The sequence below is a fragment of the Sporomusa rhizae genome, assembly GCF_041428845.1.
GTDB classification, from domain to species: domain Bacteria; phylum Bacillota; class Negativicutes; order Sporomusales; family Sporomusaceae; genus Sporomusa; species Sporomusa rhizae.
Genome location: NZ_CP156925.1, coordinates 3,659,843 through 3,675,723, shown reverse-complemented (window position 1 = coordinate 3,675,723; position 15,881 = coordinate 3,659,843). Strand labels below are relative to the sequence as shown.

Genomic DNA, 15,881 nt, shown 5'->3' with positions numbered 1-15,881 from the left:
TTTCTATTTATAACTATACCCATGATATACTACCCTCAAACCAAAGTCTATACAAATGAGTATAAACATGGGAGAGAGGTGGGTAACATGGATCATGTATTTTATCGTAATGTAAATAAAAACTACATGGAAGTACAATATGGTGAAGGGATATACCTGTATGATACCGATGGCAACCGCTATATGGATGCCTGTTCCGGTGCTGCCGTATCAAACCTGGGGCATGCCCATCCCCGCATCCTGGCTGCTATGGCGGAACAAGCCGGCAAGGTTGCGTTCAGTCACTTATCCAGGTGGACTTCAGGTTCTATCAAGGAATTGGCTGCGCTTGTTGGTGAACTGGCGCCGGGAACCTTAAATAAACTCTATTTAGTTTCCGGGGGATCGGAAGCGACCGAAGCTGCTTTGAAAATGGCACGCCAGTACTACTTGGAGCGTGATGGTAAATCAAGTAAATACAAGATAATTTCGCGGTGGAAGAGCTTCCATGGCAATACCATAGGGGCGTTATCCATGACCGGCGACAAACGTCGGAAAAAGTATGGTCCGCTACTATTGGATTTTCCCCATATAGCGCCAGCTTACTGCTATCGCTGTCCGTTTGGCAAAAATCAGGACAGCTGCAGTGTAGAATGTGCCTTAGATTTAGAACGGGCGTTAAAAATGGAAGGAGCCGACAATGTTGCCGCCTTTATTGCCGAAAGTGTCGGCGGTGCTGCTTGCGGTGCCATTGTTCCGCATAAAGAGTATTTTAAGATTATCCGGCAGATCTGCGATCATTATGATATATTGTACATTGACGATGAAGTAATGGCCGGATTTGGCCGTACCGGTACTATGTTCAGTATTGCCGACTGGGGCGTTGTTCCCGACATGATTTGTGTGGCTAAAGGCATGAGTGCCGGTTATTCGCCGATCGGCGGGGTTGTTGTTAAAGATGAAATTCATGCAGCCTTTAAACAGGGTTCCGGTGTTTTTGTTCATGGGCATACGTATGGTGGCAATCCCCTGTCTGCCGCTGTTTCCGTAGCTGTGGTTAAAACCTTGATCGAAGAGAACCTGGTGGAAAACTCCCGTCTAGTGGGCGAGTATCTCCTGGGTAAACTTCAGGAAAAACTGCTGCCGTATTGGTTTGTGGGGGATGTTAGAGGAAAAGGCCTGATGTTGGGCGTAGAACTTGTTAAAGACAAAGACACTAAAGAACCCTTTCAAGTTGCCTTAGGTATGGCAGAAAAATTGACTGCAGCATTAATTAAACATAGTGTTATCGTCTACCCGGGGACAGGTAGTGCAGATGGGGAAAATGGCGACCACATTCTTTTGGCACCACCCCTTACGCTGACCATAGAACAAGCTGACGAACTGGTAGCTGCCATGGCCGACGGTTTTGCCGAATTTGAAAAAAGAATTGCATTTAATAAATAAATAAGGGGGAAATAAGATGGAAAAACTGATTATTACCATTGCTCCTACCGGTAATGTGCCGACCAAGAGCATGACACCGTATGTGCCGGTTACTCCGGCGGAAATTGTAGAAGATGTTGTTGCCTGTTATGAACGGGGGGCCGCTGTCGTTCATATTCATGCCCGGGATGCCGAAGGAAAACCTACTTCGGAGCTAAATTGCTTTGCGGAAATTGTTAATGCTATCGATAGAACAGGCTGCCCGATTATTAAACAAATATCTACAGGCGCCCGCGCTGGTAAAACGGCAGAGGCCCGGGCTGAAGCACTGGCCTTAAATCCGGTATCGGCAAGTTTGTCCACCGGTTCTTCCAATTTTCCTAACTCCGCCAATCTTAACGAGCCTGGCTTAGTAGAATACCTGGCGCAAACCATGATCGAGAGAAACATCAAGCCGGAGATTGAAATTTTTGACGCTGCTATGATTAGTAATGCCCTTGATCTCAAGAAGAAAGGACTGATCAAAGAGCCACTTCAGTTTAATCTGGTATTAGGGGTTAAAGGTTCTTTACCTGCTACTCCCAAGAATCTTTTCTTCCTTGTTGAGAGTCTGCCGCCGGATGCGGTATGGAGCGTGTCAATCGTAGGGGCGCAGCACCTGCCACTGTCCGTCATGGCTATGGCGTTAGGCGGACATGTCCGGGTTGGTATCGAAGATAATATTTACTACTCCAAAGGTGTACTGGCAACAAATATTGCATTGGTGGAACGTATAGCCGGCATTGCCAAGGCTATGGGCCGGGAAATCGCTACACCGGGTGATGTAAAACGAATCTGGGGCTTAGAATAAATACAGAGGCGCAGACATTACAGTCTGCGCCTCAGAGTGTAGACAAATCCCGCTTCAGGCCGGAAGGCCAACAAGCGGGATTTGTTAATAGTTACGAGTTTCATAAATTTTGATAACATAGACGGAAAAGTTCTTGAAAAAGGCGGTAACATACCGCGCTTTTTTTTCCACATTGCTAACTTCTTTAAATTCATACACGCAAAAAGAAGCGTGAGGTAGTGTTGTACTTTCCTCAAGCCACGATAGCGAGTATAGCGCATTCCATGTCTTTCTTTCGCATCTGCGAAGACACGTTCAATGGTTTGGCTTCGGCGGCGATATAGGTCTTGGCCTTGGTGAGTATGACGGACATCCTCTGCATATTCAACGTAAGATTCCCAGATATGCCGGTTTACGACTTTTGTAAAGTTTTGGCTTTGGGTACATTGTATACGCAGTGAGCATTGGACACATATCTTGGGATTGCTTTTGTATTCCCGATAGCCTTCTCTATTTGTAGTGGAATATTTTAGCACTTGGTTATTGGGGCAGATATAGCAGTCATAGTATTCGTCATAAACATACTCGTATTTCTTAAAGTATCCTTCTTTAGTCATGGGGCGTTTGTAGGGCATAACCGGTATTTTATTTGCTTGCATAATTTCACGACATACTCCCGGCGTTTTGTAACCAGAATCGGCAACTACTGCTTTTATGTCATTAAATTTTTCAATGACATCTTGAAATACATCGGTAAACACCTGACTATCATGAACATTACCTGGGGCTGTTTTAACACCAAGAATAAAATTGTTGCGCTCACAGGCCACTGTGGCGGTGTAAGCAAAGCAACGCTCTTTTTCACCTTTATGGAACATACCACTTTCTGGGTCAGTTGTACTTTCTTTGACTTCCTTTTCTTCAATCATTGTTCCGTCAGAATCATTGTCGTTGTCATCGGTAAAAGGTTTCTTGCCATGTGATTCACGGTCAGCGTTAATTTCAATCATCAATTCACGCTTATATTTATGTACTCGATGCTGGGCCATCTTTTTAACATACTTGTTTTTATTGGCGTTGGCCTTAATATGACTAGCATCAAAAAATACAGCATCTGCTTTGATAAAACCACATTCTATGGCCTCAAATAACACTCTTTCAAAGATTTTTTCAAAGAGGTCACTTTCTTTAAACCGTCTTTCATAATTCTTCCCGAAGGTAGAAAAATGCGGTATCTTCTCCTGAAAGCCGTAGCCTAAGAACCAGCGGTAAGCAAGATTGACTTGAGCATCGCTAATTGTTTGACGCATAGATGTAATACCGTACAAAATCTGCAGTACTAGCAATTTTATCAGAACGACCGGATCGATACTGGGTCTGCCAGTAGTATCACTGTATAAATCTTTAACTTCATCATATATAAAATCGAAATTTATGCTTGCATCAACTAAGCGCAGTAAATGATCTTGTGGAACTAGCTCGCTTAGACAAACAAATTCGACTTGGTCGGTTATCACTCTGTTTTTCTTCTTAAGCACGATTATCTCTCCCAATCTCTTATTATCTCTTATTATCTCTATTTTACTATATTTCACACCAGATTAGAAGAGGTTCTCAAATATAAAAAGGCTGCCGACTTTGTCGACAGCCTGAGGCGCAGACATTACAGTCTGCGCCTTTTATCTTAATGCCTCTCCACATTTAGAATGCGAACAGGCAAATAAAGGTTGACAGGGCTAAAACAGGAGGTTTTTTGGATATAATAGAGAATTATGGTATTGATTACTGTTTTCTAGGAAAGGGGTTACTGGTTATGGCAAAAGATTGCTCGTTCGATATTGTATCAGAAGTAGACTTGCAGGAGATGGACAACGCGGTTAACCAAACAACGAAAGAAATTGGACAACGCTATGACTTCAAAGGCAGCAAAGCCGAAATGGTTTTAGACAAGGAGTCTTTGAAGCTTTCGGCGGAAGATGAGTATAAACTGGGTGCCATGTTGGATGTCCTGCGGACAAAAATGGTTAAACGTAATGTTCCTCTAAAATGTCTTGATCCGGGAAAAATCGAGTCGGCTTTTAGTGGTACCGTAAAGCAGACGATTACTATTCAAAAAGGCATCGGCAAAGAAAAAGCCAAGGCGGTAGTAAACTACATTAAAGAACAAAAGCTAAAAGTTCAGGCACAGATCATGGATGACCAAGTACGGGTAACCGGGGCTAAGAAAGATGATCTGCAAGCAGTTATGCAAAAGCTGAAGGAAAAAGACTTCGGCATTGATTTACAGTTTATTAACTTCCGCTCATAAACCTAAAATAACAACGGGATTGCATGGTGCCATTCCTCCTTCGTGAGTGCAGCAGGCAATCCCGTTTTATTGTCCTGTAGGAAAGGTTAACTATCTCCTACGCTACTGAGGACTTGCTGTCCACAATAGTGAAGGCTTTAGTCAGCCGGGTTCGGTCAAAAGTTTCCTGCACTGCGTTGCCAAGTCCCCGCAGTACAACCGCTCCGTCGTTTTGACGGGCCCGCTTCTCGATATTAACAAGCATGCCTAACCCGGTTGCATTAATGGAGGTTACCTGGGAAAAATCCATCATGAAATGCGAGTAGCCTTTGGCTATGTATTGGAGAACTGCTTCCCGGACGGAGAACGCCAATTCTCCCTGCATACTGCCTGATAAGGTGATAACTACCTCGTTATCGACAATGTTATATTCCGGATAGACCATGTTCCGATTCCTCCTTGTTTTGATTAAAGGTGAAAAAACTGATAGCGGTTTTCAGTTTACCAGCCATCGTATTAGTCTCAACAGAATTAGTGGCAAGTGAGTCCATGACGCTGGCCGTTTGTTTGGTGGCGGCTGAAACCTCTTCTGCCTGGGTGGCAGTGTTTTCGATAACAGTGGCAAGAGAATCAATTAAATCAATAATCCTGTCCGATTGTGTGACTTCTTCATCGGTAACCGACAGGACAGCACCAATGTCTGTTACTGTATTATTCACGGCGTTCAAAATATTTTCCAGGGCCAAATTAGCCTGCCCGGCGCTGGCTACGCCTGCTTCCACTTCGTTGCGGCTGCTTTGCATGGCTCTTACCGCGGCCGAGGTACTCTCCGTTACCTTTTGAATTAATGTCGCTACTTCAGCTGCTCCCTGGGTTGATTGTTCCGCTAGTTTCTGGACTTCCTTAGCTACTACCGCAAAACCGCGTCCTGCTTCACCGGCCCGGGCGGCTTCAATGGTGGCATTGAGAGATAAGAGCTTGGTTTGCGAGGCTATGGCGGTAATGGTTTCGGTAATGGCACCGATTTTGGCAATATACGCATTGAGGGCAGTCATTAATTCTTCGGTTTCCAAAGTTTTGTGCCGGATGCTGTCCATGCTTGTAACCGTATGCTCTACTGTTTCGCGACCGGACAGTGCGGTGGTAAGTGTCGTTTTGGAATTAGCTGCTGCCGAGGCTGCTTCCCGTTTGGCAATATCAATAAGTGAGGATAGTTCTAGCAAAGACTTCGATACTTCTACCACAGAGCCGGTACCGATGGCGGCGTCACGGGCAAGTTCGGAGCTGCTGGCGGCAACTTGGGCCGCGGTTGTCGATACTTGCTCAACCGAAGCCGCTGTTTCCTCTGACGAGGTGACTACCTGCTCGGCTGAGGTGGAGACCGTTTGCGCCAGCGAACGCAATTTTTTTACCATAGTATTTATGGCAATTCCCAGGCGGCCAATTTCGTCATTTGCCGTTACCGGTATTTCAGTTAATGCCAAATTACCTGCAGCTGCTTGCTCTACACAGGCCACCATAGTACCAATGTCCCGAAGTACCAGCCGCAAGAGATAGAGCACAAGGCCGATGGCTGCAAGTAAGCCGGTTACAATTAGCGTCGTGAAGGTGACAACAAGCCTATGATAGTTGGCGTCCGCCTGTTGGCACTCACGTTTAGCCAACTCCAGCTGCAGGTCCAGCAGTTCGGAAAGCTTACCGGAGACAGGTTCAATACTTGAATACAATTCTTCGATCATAAAAGAGGCTAACGCTTGTTTATCTTCTTTCATCATGATGTCGGATGCTTTAGCGAGGGCGCCATTGGCGATACCGAAAAAACCGTCAATTTCGGCAACAACATGCTGTTCGTCAACCGTCAGCGGCTGGCTCTTGTAAGCAGTCCACTGACTTTGAATCGAGCCCGCTCCTTCATTCAGTTTATTCCGTCCCAGTGCCCATGCCATATGACCGTCACTAACCTTATGGCAGGTATCAATAACCTGTATGGTAAAGGAATCGGAAATAATTTTTATATGCTGCAGCGATACAATCCGGTTATTATACATTTCTCTGAGGGCGTCATTGGAAGACTTGCTGCTTTGTAGACCGGCCACACCGACGACAATGGATAGTACCGACAGGATGGCCACAGCGGTTAGCAATTTGGCTTTTAAACTTAGTCGATTCAGCAATCGGTCTAATGCACAGTTGGCAGCAAATAATGAATTGCGAGTACATTTGCAATGATTGGCGATACGCTGTAAAAAGTTCACGGTAAGAACTCCTTTGCATCCGATTTGAAGTCTATATTAAAAACGTTAGTTTTTTCCAGACCATTATCCTCCCAGGCTTTTTTAAGGTACGGTTAACACAAGGTTAAGGTTTTGTTAAGTCTCGTTACAAGAAACAAGTAGACACGACAGACAATATAACTTTATAATTATGTTGAAATCTAAAAATAAGTTTGCCGGATAATTTGCAACTACTACAGTAGACAAGGAGAACTCGCATGGCTAAAAAAACGTCATTCAATAAGAAATGGATACTGGCAATTGTGGCAGTGTTGGCTATTATTATTTTTTATCAAATGAATCAAACCCCGGAAAAACAGCCTTCGCCTACTCCCGGTTATAACTTGGAAAAGACCGGTGCCGGGGTGGTGCTTAATTTTACCGACACGGCTTCTAAAATTCATACTGCCGTTGATACGGGTCTTGCCAATAGTAAGCTTTCTCCGAAAGAGACCAAGGAAGCCAACCGCGAGGTTCCTCGCAAGGGTGTGGAAGGTACTATCCGCTGGCATGCCCGGAGTATGCTGCTGGTACCACCGGAAAACGTGAGCCCGGAAGCAGTCGTACAGACGTTAACGCCGCTGGTTGCTAAAGCTGGCGGAAAAGTGCTTGGCACAGAACCTGATACCTATAATGGGGCCCCGGCCACCAGGATTGATGTAGGTATTAAAGATGTGTTAAATAATGAACCGCTCACATTAGTAACTGACAAGTTATATATTGTGAAAGATAAAGGCACACTGCCGCCGGAAAAACCTAAGGCGGAAGGCAACCGGGGAAAAATGGCCATACTTGTTGATGATTTTGGGTATACGCATGACCCGATTGCCGGTTATCTCGAAATGGGGCGGCCAATTACCTTTGCTGTTCTGCCCTATCGTACGTATAGCAATGAAGCTGCTTCCCGTGCTGCAGCGGCCGGTCATGTGGTTATGCTGCATTTACCGCTGGAACCCATGGCGGCAGCCGAAGCACAAGAGCCTGTTGTCATTACCGTAGACATGAGTGACGAGGAAATAAAAGAAAAGGTAACGAAAGCGATTAACTCAATCCCCGGGATTAAAGGGGTTAATAACCATCAGGGCTCGCGGGCAACGTCCGATAGACGGGTTATGAAGACCGTGCTTAGCGTTATTAAGTCAGAAAACTTGTTTTTCCTTGACAGCCGCACCAGTGGCAAAACCATAGCCGCCGAAGTTTCCCGGCAGATGGGGATCAGAACAGGGGAAAATGAATTGTTTATCGATAACAGCCCGGATATAGACTTAATAAAAAAACAACTGCGAAAAGCCATAGATATGGCTCATAAAAATGGCAGTGTAACCGTGATTGGCCATGCCCGGCCCAATACCGTTATCGCTGTGCGCGAGATGATACCTGAGATTGAAGCAGCTGGAATCCGGCTGGTGTATGTCAACCAACTGCTTAATTAATTTAAAAAAACAGACCCCGGCGATTGTGTAGAGCAATGCCGGGGTTTAGTATTTAATTTCCGGGAAGTAGTAAGCTGGCTAAGTAATACGCAGGAGCGATAATACGATTTCCAGAGCGATAAGGACAATGATGGCAATCTCCATGACTTCGGCCCGGTGGGTAACTACTTCGTCAGTCAGCAGGTTGTAACTGCGCTGAATGATTTCAACCCGCTGGTCAATACTGTCCGTCCAGTCATGGATACGCAATATGCGGAGATAGGTCGTATATACTCTGGCATAGAAAATGTCTTCGGTGATTCTAAGTGAGTTTTCTATTTCGCTGGTGATTGTTGTGATATCGGCCATAAGTTCCAAAAGCTGCCGGCGTATGCGGCGGTATTTGGCAAGCCGGCGGTAGACGATGGTACGCTCGGCTTCGGCGATAGAATCGTACATTTTATCTATTTCTTGATCGAGCAGCAGGTCGTAGTAATGTAGCTCAAGGAATTGCGCATTGGCGAATTCTAAGAGATCGGGAATATCCGGACTGCCGGTTGGATCGAACACCAGTGTCGTATTCCAGCCTAAGATGGTAAAATCGTTGGCATAGGATAAGCGATAGGCCAGTGTTTCCCGGCGTGTTTCGGGACTTACAGGCTCTTTTTCCGCCAGGAGAATCGGAACAGGATCCCAGTCTTCCTGCCATTCGCGGAAATAATATATGGTAAAGTCTTCTTCGACAGCAGGCGGGCGCTCGTGTTCAATGGCCGGTCTGATACCGGCAATGACCGTTTCTAAGGTATGCAGGAAAATAGTATCCGGAATGTGATCAAGCAAGGGTGCCAGGTCAATCAAATCCGGGTAGTTAAACTCAGGCGGCAGATTAACCCGGAGGGTAATGCTGATTACACCCAAACCATAAATTCTTGCCCGGACATCGGCAATAAACGATTTGTCGCCAATGGGAATTTGTTGTTGGGTTAAGAGAACTGTGACAGGCGGATCTTTAAAAGCGATAGCCTTGGGCGAAACACGGGTCAGACGTAACCTGGAAACATGCCCGCCGGTCGCCAGCAACGTCTCTGCCATGGCTAGATCAATAGCATTAGCCGTGTCGTATAAGCGATAGACTAAAATCGATGCCTGCATAGAGCAGCTCCTTCGTTGAAATTACAATAGTAGTATGGCTAAAACAAAGTAAAAAACACCCTGAGTGAGGCAGGGTGTTTGCATTTGTCTCGGCACAAGCCGCGTTTTCTTTATGTTAAATTAGGAACGGGTAGCTTCAAAATCTTCAGAGGAAATTTTAATCGACTGCGGCTCTGGTGCTTTGAGTACAATGGTCATGGTTGGGTCTGACCGCCTAATCCGGTGTTTTGAAGAATACGAAAGGCTCTGGAGGGTTGCACCCCCATTTTGTAATTGGATATTCATCCGTAAGTAATAGTCTGTTGGCACTTCTATCTCAATTTTTTCAGAATCTGATGAAGCGGCAATCGTATAGGTCTTGCCATAGCTGGAAATGGTGATCCGGTCTAATTGTTTGCCAAAAAACGGGTATTGCCAGAAATAATCGGGGTTTTCAATTTTGACCAATACCGTTACACGGGTCAGGTCATTGCCGTTAGCTAAAACGGTTGACGGCACAGTTGTGCCCAGCATAATAACCATACACAGGGTAAGACATATTCTTGTTATCCAAGCCATAGAAAATACCTCCAATCTCCTACATTTTAAAGTCCAAGAATATATTCTTCAAATATCCAGAGATTTCCTCTTTTTTTTTATCCTGATAGAAAGTAAAACTTTCGCCTGGATAAGGGCAACATCGACTTCCGCTTTCGCCAAAGGCTCGGCGCAAGCCGTGTTTTCTTTATGATAAAATGACAGATTTTTCTTATGTTATGTCTATTTTGGCCGCCAAAAGGCGGTATGTTTTTGTTTCAACTGCTGGCGGTCCAGTTCGGCAGGCCATAACTCGGTGGGCTTACCGCCACGCATGGCTGCGGCCAGATGGGCATAGAACGCCGGATCGGTTTGTTCCAAAGCGGCAATGCGTTCCTTGACCTCCTGGCGTTTAGTTTTACCATTAATCGGGCAGGGACTGGCAACAGGCGTCAGTCCAAGTTCAGAAATGATTTCTTTTATTTCTCTTTCCCGGAAGTATACCAAAGGGCGGATTACAGTAAGGCCGGTCCGGCTTAGGTAGGTTACCGGGGTGAATGTTTTTAGGTGGCCTGCATAAAGAAGCCCCATATAGAAAGTTTCCACGGCGTCATCGTGATGGTGTGCCAAGGCTACTTTGTTATAACCATGTTTTTTCGCGTATGTATTAACTGCACCGCGGCGGAAGAACGCACAGGTAAAACAAGGGTCCTTTCCCTGATTACTGGCGATGACTCCGGCAATATTGGCTTTTTCGGTGCCAAATGGGATATTTAGTTCCCGGCAAAAGTTTGCGATCGGAGTTGCATCAAAATTATCGGTAAACAGGGGATCAAGTGTAAAAGCGCCTAACTCAAATTTCACCGGCGCTATATCTTTAAGAACAGATAACGCGTAGGTTAATAATAAGCTGTCTTTACCTCCGGACAGGCCGACAAGAACTTTGTCGCCGTCCTGGAGCATATCGAATTCGATAATTGCCCGGATGAACCGGCTAAGATAGGCTTGCGGCAGATCTTTTTTCATTACTTATTTGGAAGCCTCGCTTTCCAGAATTTTGCCTTCAGCTAACCAGTTCCAATATTTCTTGGGAATAGCATGCTGGGCAAGTTTAATATTCTTACGGGTGGCAATATATTGCGACTGATAATAGGTTTCCCAGGCTGTGTTAAAATCCTGGCTTTCCAGATAGGGCAGATATACGGCAGCGGCTGTGTGTGTCAGCTTGCCGTCAGCCAGTAGGAGTGCCTTGTCTTCCTGGATAAACACCAGGCGGGTATTGGGATAACGCGGTACAAAACTTTTAAGAATAAGGTCTGCGGTTTGGTGAAATAGTTTGGGTTTAGCGACGAGCGTGTTGTCGGGAGCCGGATGAAACCGTATGAACCCCAGCATTTTATGTACTTCATGGGAGACTACTTTGGCCCGGGACAGAAAAACCCGGCTAATATCGCCGATGCCGCAGAAACAGTAGGAGTGCCCGTAGCGGATGGCTTGTTCGACGGCGGCAAAAATCACGGCAGCCCGGTCGTCTGACTGATACCGCAGGTTGGCGGCAATCAGCCGGGACAGAGTTTGGCCGGGAGAGCCCAGCAGCCAGGCCGCATTTAGTCCGCAGGTATCGGCGAGTTGCTTGATAGCAGACCCCAGGGCTATTTTATCAGCGTTATATATTGTGGTGTCTTTAAAGAGGCCAAGGCTGTCCTGTTCGCCATGAAAACACGGCAAGTCATTGTGGATTTGCGCCAGTAGTGCGGCTTTAATGATCGGCCATGGCGACTGTGAGCAAATGATCACGCGAGTCCCCCCATAAAGTAGACTTAGCTTCAGGTGGGATTTTAATCCCATCTGAAGGTTATGTCGCCCTTATCCAGAAACTTAGCCGCTCTAACTCCCATTTGTTGAAGATGGGAGTCTTAGAGCGAGTTAGTTCCAGGATAAAGTGAGTTGGGTATAGTTTTGCCGGCAGGGCTTGGTAAGCTTGGCTTTATCGCCATAAAACCGGCCATCAATAGTAATGAACGATAGTGCCCGCTTTAGTACAATACCGGCGTTTTTTAATTCCGCCGGCTGGCTGAAACGGTACTCACGCCGCACCCGGACAATTTTAGTTGCCGAACGCGGGCCAAGACCGGGTACTTTCAGCAGTTGGTTATAAGAAGCCTTGTTTATTTCCAGCGGGAAGATTTCCGGATGATGGAGTGCGTACGCCAGTTTGGGATCCAATTCCGGATCAAGGTTTCCGTCATGGCTAAAAATCAAATCATGATAACGAAAGCCATAGTTGCGCAGTAAAAAGTCAGACTGATATAAACGGTTTTCACGAATCAGCGGAGTCTGGCCTATTGTGGCCAGCGGTGTTCCGTCTACAGGCTGGAAAGCGCTAAAATACGCGCGTTTTAGATTATACTGACTATACAGGTTTGTTACCGACTGCAGGATATCGCGATCCGCTTCCTGGGCCGCCCCGACAATATATTGAGTAGAGTGGCTGACCCCCGGCTGATTGTGTAAGTGTTTATGTATTTTGGCCATGCCGTCCAGAATTTCACCGGCAAAATTTTTGGTTTGGCTGAGTTTTGCCAGATGGACGGCGCTGGGGGCTTCCATATTTAACGAAACTCTATTGGCGAAACCCATAGCGGCAGCGACATCGACATCAGTCGCTCCGGGCAAAATTTTCAGATGTATATAGCCGCCAAACTTATACTGACTGCGGAGAATTTCCGCGACTTGGAGCATTTCGCTCATAGTTCGGCTGGTAGAGTGGGAGACCCCGGAACTTAAAAACAGGCCTTCCACATAGTTGCGCCGGTAAAAGTCCATAAACAAACCGGCCAATTCCGCAGGCGCAAATTTGGTACGGGCAACATCGCGGTCAGCACGGTTAGGACAATACGCACAGTCCTTCACGCAATAATTGGTTAAAAGAACCTTAAATAACGAAATACAGCGGCCATCAGGCGTAAAAGAATGGCATACTCCACTGGGTGAGGCAGCGCCAATATTCCATTTTCCCGGTTTTTGTACCCGGGTAGCCGTGGAAGCGCATACATCATACTTTGCACCTTCGCCCAATATTTTTAATTTGTCTAAAGGACTCAATGTCCTCATGGTATTTCACCACCATTGTATTGTAGCTTAACGGACAGTTAAACTCAATGTTTACCCTAAAAATAAAGCTATAAAAATTATATAACAAGAACATATGTTTTGCAAACATATGTTCTTGTTATATAATGTCATATTATGGTTATAAAAGGCAGGAACAAGGGCGGATTGTGTCGAAACAAATGGTAATATTTGTGTGGAGGGCTTGGTATGCAGGTGCTTACCCGTTTTTTTACTTTTACCAACACCTTATTAAACCTGAATACGCTCAAGTCACAGCTAAGATTCTGGGGATTTATGCTGGTGCTTTTGCCCAGTATAAGTCTAATGCTTATTTTTACTTATTATGAACTGGAGAATACCAAACGGGAAAATAGTAATAAACTGCAGATGATGATTGCTATGCAGCATCTGACAATAGACACCTGGTTTGACGAACGGGCATCCGCAATCCGGGATATGGCCACTTGGCCTGGTATCAGAAGCGATATAGAGGATGTTACCGCTGTTAACAAAAGGATTAGCCAGTTTTTGATGAACCAGAGCGAATTTTTCACCGTGACGCTGGTAAATAAAGACGGCATAACCGTAGCCGATCCCTTAGCTGCTCCGGGCATCGATGTATCTGACCGGCTATATTACAGGGCGGCTAAAGAAGGGAAAGAATATATATCAGAGGTGCTGATTGGGCGGGGGGCCGCGAGCAATCAGCCTGTACTTTTATTTTCGGTTCCGGTTTACAGTGATGAATGTGAATTTAAAGGCCTGGTAGTCGGGACGGTTAAACTTACTACAATTGATAAATTTATGCGTCAGTTTCGTTTTGGCCAGACCGTCGAAACTTATTTGCTTAACCAGGACGGATTCATGATAACTGAATCGCGATTTAGGGATGAATTGAAAAAAGACGGTGTTATAGAAGATACTGCCAGGTTACATTTACAAATGAATACAGAAGCCTACCGTATGGCGAGTAAAGGGCTGTCCGGCCACGCATCCTATGTCAATTATCGCGGCAACAAAGTAATTGGAGCTTATAGCTGGATGGAATGCCGTAACTGGATTATCGTCGGAGAGGTTCACGAGAGTGAAGTATTAGAGCCGTTTTATCGGCAGATCAGTATCATGTTACTATGTTTCCTGCTGGTGGTGCTGATTTCACTGCCTTTATCCATGATACTGGCCAACAGGCTGGAGGTACCGATCAGAAGGTTGATAGATGGTGCCAGTGCGATGCAGGGCGGCGATTACAGCTATCGCATTGATCGTCAGCTTATTGATCTTTCGGTAGAAGAAATCAAACATTTATGCAATGTTTTTAATTATATGGCGGAGAACATTAGTAATAAAACTGAAAACCTGAACAGTGTTAATAAAGCGTTGATAGAAACACGCGATGCGGCCCTGGAAGCGTCTGTTGCCAAATCACAGTTTTTGGCTAACATGAGCCATGAGATTCGTACCCCGCTTAATGCTATCCTGGGTATGGGGGAGTTGTTGTGGGAAACGAACCTGACACCCGAACAGAAGAAGTATGTAGGTGTTTCCCGGCTGGCGGGTGAAAATCTGCTTAATATTGTGAATGACATTCTGGATCTGTCCAAAGTTGAAGCTGGTCAGTTGACCCTTGAACAATCGTATTTTGACTTACGTGTTTTCATAGAACAGACGATGGAAGTGTTAGCGCTTAAGGCTCACGAAAAAGGTGTGGAAATCAGCCACCATATAACAACGGGTACACCTGTCGGCCTGGTGGGAGACCCGGCCCGGCTGCGCCAGATAATCCTTAACCTGGTGGGCAATGCCGTAAAGTTTACCGAGCTTGGCGAAGTAGCCCTGGAAATTAAAATGCTTGCACAAAATCAGGATAACACGGTAGTTTTGTTATTTACTACTAGAGATACCGGGATTGGGATTCCCCAGGATATGCTTGAACATATTTTTGAACGGTTTACGCAGGTCGATTCTTCCGGAACTCGCAAATATGGCGGCACAGGCCTGGGATTAGCTATTGCCAAACATTTGTCTGAACTTATGGGAGGCCATATCTGGGTAAAAAGTACCTTGGGCAAAGGAAGTACCTTTTATTTTACGGCTGTATTTGCTTTAGGCGACGATCCTGCCTGCTTAGATACGCCGGCCACTCAGGGCTTACATGGTAATGAATATAACAGCCGCGAAGGAAAAGAGACAGTTGCCGCCAGTGAGCCGGACTCTTTGAAAATTCTATTGGTTGAGGATTCGGACGATAATATACTCTTGGTCGAATCATATCTTAAAAAGACTCCACATCAGGTGGATGTAGCTGTTAATGGCGAGGTTGCGGTGGAAAAGTTCAAACGCAGCAAGTATGATTTGATTTTAATGGATATGCAGATGCCGGTAATGGATGGATATCAGGCTACACAGTCTATCCGTGATTGGGAACGTCTCCAGCAATTACAACGGACACCCATTGTTGCCTTGACAGCGTATGCATTGCAGGATGATGCGACAAAAACCCGGGCTACAGGTTGTGACGCCCACCTTGTCAAACCGATAAAAAAGAAGGTGCTGTTAGAAGCTATAGCGCAATATGCGAGGAGGGATATGGCGTGAAACAGGTAGTTGTTGTTGATAGTGATCTTGAGGATTTGATTCCCGGTTTTTTAGCCAAACGCCAGGAAGATATTGCGGCGGTCTTGACAGCGATCCAGACTAATGATTATGAAACAATAAGAATTATAGGGCATACGCTGAAGGGAATTGGTGGTGGCTATGGATTTGATCAACTAACCGAATTGGGAGCGGCCCTTGAATTAGCGGGAAAACGACAGGAAGCAGCCCCGGCACGGGAATTGGTGCAAGCCATGAAAGACTATCTGGCGGTTATTGAAATAAAGTTTGAGTGACAAGGC

Annotated in this window: 14 protein-coding genes; 6 read left to right on the top strand and 8 right to left on the bottom strand. The window is 45.7% G+C overall.

Translation table 11 applies throughout. From position 1 onward, the window contains the following. The first annotated feature begins 87 nt into the window (after positions 1–87). A complete protein-coding gene (locus tag SRRS_RS17395) occupies positions 88–1,425 on the top strand; it encodes an aspartate aminotransferase family protein (protein WP_371362304.1) in 1,338 nt (445 codons plus the stop codon). Between the two features lie 16 nt (positions 1,426–1,441). Further along, positions 1,442–2,254, top strand: coding sequence for a 3-keto-5-aminohexanoate cleavage protein (locus SRRS_RS17390; RefSeq protein WP_371362302.1), 813 nt, complete (start codon positions 1,442–1,444; stop codon positions 2,252–2,254). A gap of 17 nt (positions 2,255–2,271) precedes the next feature. Here the strand turns inward: SRRS_RS17390 and SRRS_RS17385 are convergent, their stop codons facing one another. Continuing rightward, positions 2,272–3,771: an IS1182 family transposase gene (locus SRRS_RS17385; protein ID WP_371362301.1), complete on the bottom strand. Its 1,500-nt coding sequence runs from the start codon at positions 3,769–3,771 to the stop codon at positions 2,272–2,274. 215 nt (positions 3,772–3,986) lie between these two features. Here SRRS_RS17385 and SRRS_RS17380 point away from each other — a divergent pair, with 215 nt between their 5' ends. Continuing rightward, complete coding sequence (locus SRRS_RS17380; protein WP_371362300.1) at positions 3,987–4,541, top strand: YajQ family cyclic di-GMP-binding protein; 555 nt, start codon at positions 3,987–3,989, stop codon at positions 4,539–4,541. A 97-nt stretch (positions 4,542–4,638) separates the two neighbouring features. Here the strand turns inward: SRRS_RS17380 and SRRS_RS17375 are convergent, their stop codons facing one another. Further along, entirely contained in the window at positions 4,639–4,965 is a 327-nt protein-coding gene (locus tag SRRS_RS17375; RefSeq protein ID WP_371362298.1) for an STAS domain-containing protein, read from the bottom strand. After that, positions 4,946–6,775 (bottom strand): methyl-accepting chemotaxis protein, encoded by a 1,830-nt coding sequence (locus SRRS_RS17370; RefSeq protein ID WP_371362297.1) that lies wholly within the window; start codon positions 6,773–6,775, stop codon positions 4,946–4,948. Before SRRS_RS17370 ends, SRRS_RS17375 begins: the two co-directional genes overlap by 20 nt. A 236-nt stretch (positions 6,776–7,011) precedes the next feature. Between SRRS_RS17370 and SRRS_RS17365 the strand changes: the two genes are divergently transcribed. Continuing rightward, positions 7,012–8,226 (top strand): divergent polysaccharide deacetylase family protein, encoded by a 1,215-nt coding sequence (locus tag SRRS_RS17365; protein WP_371362296.1) that lies wholly within the window; start codon positions 7,012–7,014, stop codon positions 8,224–8,226. Between the two features lie 78 nt (positions 8,227–8,304). Here the strand turns inward: SRRS_RS17365 and SRRS_RS17360 are convergent, their stop codons facing one another. From SRRS_RS17360 to SRRS_RS17340, 5 genes are all read right to left on the bottom strand, one after another. Further along, a complete protein-coding gene (locus SRRS_RS17360; RefSeq protein WP_371362294.1) occupies positions 8,305–9,357 on the bottom strand; it encodes a hypothetical protein in 1,053 nt (350 codons plus the stop codon). Between the two features lie 120 nt (positions 9,358–9,477). Continuing rightward, on the bottom strand, positions 9,478–9,915 hold the full coding sequence (locus tag SRRS_RS17355; RefSeq protein ID WP_371362292.1) for a hypothetical protein: 438 nt from the start codon (positions 9,913–9,915) through the stop codon (positions 9,478–9,480). A gap of 201 nt (positions 9,916–10,116) precedes the next feature. Then, the gene (locus SRRS_RS17350; protein ID WP_371362290.1) at positions 10,117–10,899 is read right to left on the bottom strand and encodes a tRNA 2-thiocytidine biosynthesis TtcA family protein; all 783 of its coding nucleotides are present in this window, start codon (positions 10,897–10,899) and stop codon (positions 10,117–10,119) included. A 3-nt stretch (positions 10,900–10,902) separates the two neighbouring features. Then, positions 10,903–11,670: a DUF4130 domain-containing protein gene (locus tag SRRS_RS17345; RefSeq protein ID WP_371362289.1), complete on the bottom strand. Its 768-nt coding sequence runs from the start codon at positions 11,668–11,670 to the stop codon at positions 10,903–10,905. Positions 11,671–11,799: 129 nt separating this feature from the next. After that, entirely contained in the window at positions 11,800–12,987 is a 1,188-nt protein-coding gene (locus SRRS_RS17340; protein WP_371362288.1) for a putative DNA modification/repair radical SAM protein, read from the bottom strand. A gap of 207 nt (positions 12,988–13,194) precedes the next feature. Here SRRS_RS17340 and SRRS_RS17335 point away from each other — a divergent pair, with 207 nt between their 5' ends. Both SRRS_RS17335 and SRRS_RS17330 read left to right on the top strand, forming a co-directional pair. Beyond that, complete coding sequence (locus tag SRRS_RS17335; RefSeq protein ID WP_371362286.1) at positions 13,195–15,582, top strand: ATP-binding protein; 2,388 nt, start codon at positions 13,195–13,197, stop codon at positions 15,580–15,582. Next, positions 15,579–15,875 (top strand): Hpt domain-containing protein, encoded by a 297-nt coding sequence (locus SRRS_RS17330; RefSeq protein WP_371362285.1) that lies wholly within the window; start codon positions 15,579–15,581, stop codon positions 15,873–15,875. The genes SRRS_RS17335 and SRRS_RS17330 overlap by 4 nt, the downstream gene beginning before the upstream one ends. Positions 15,876–15,881 lie beyond the last annotated feature (6 nt).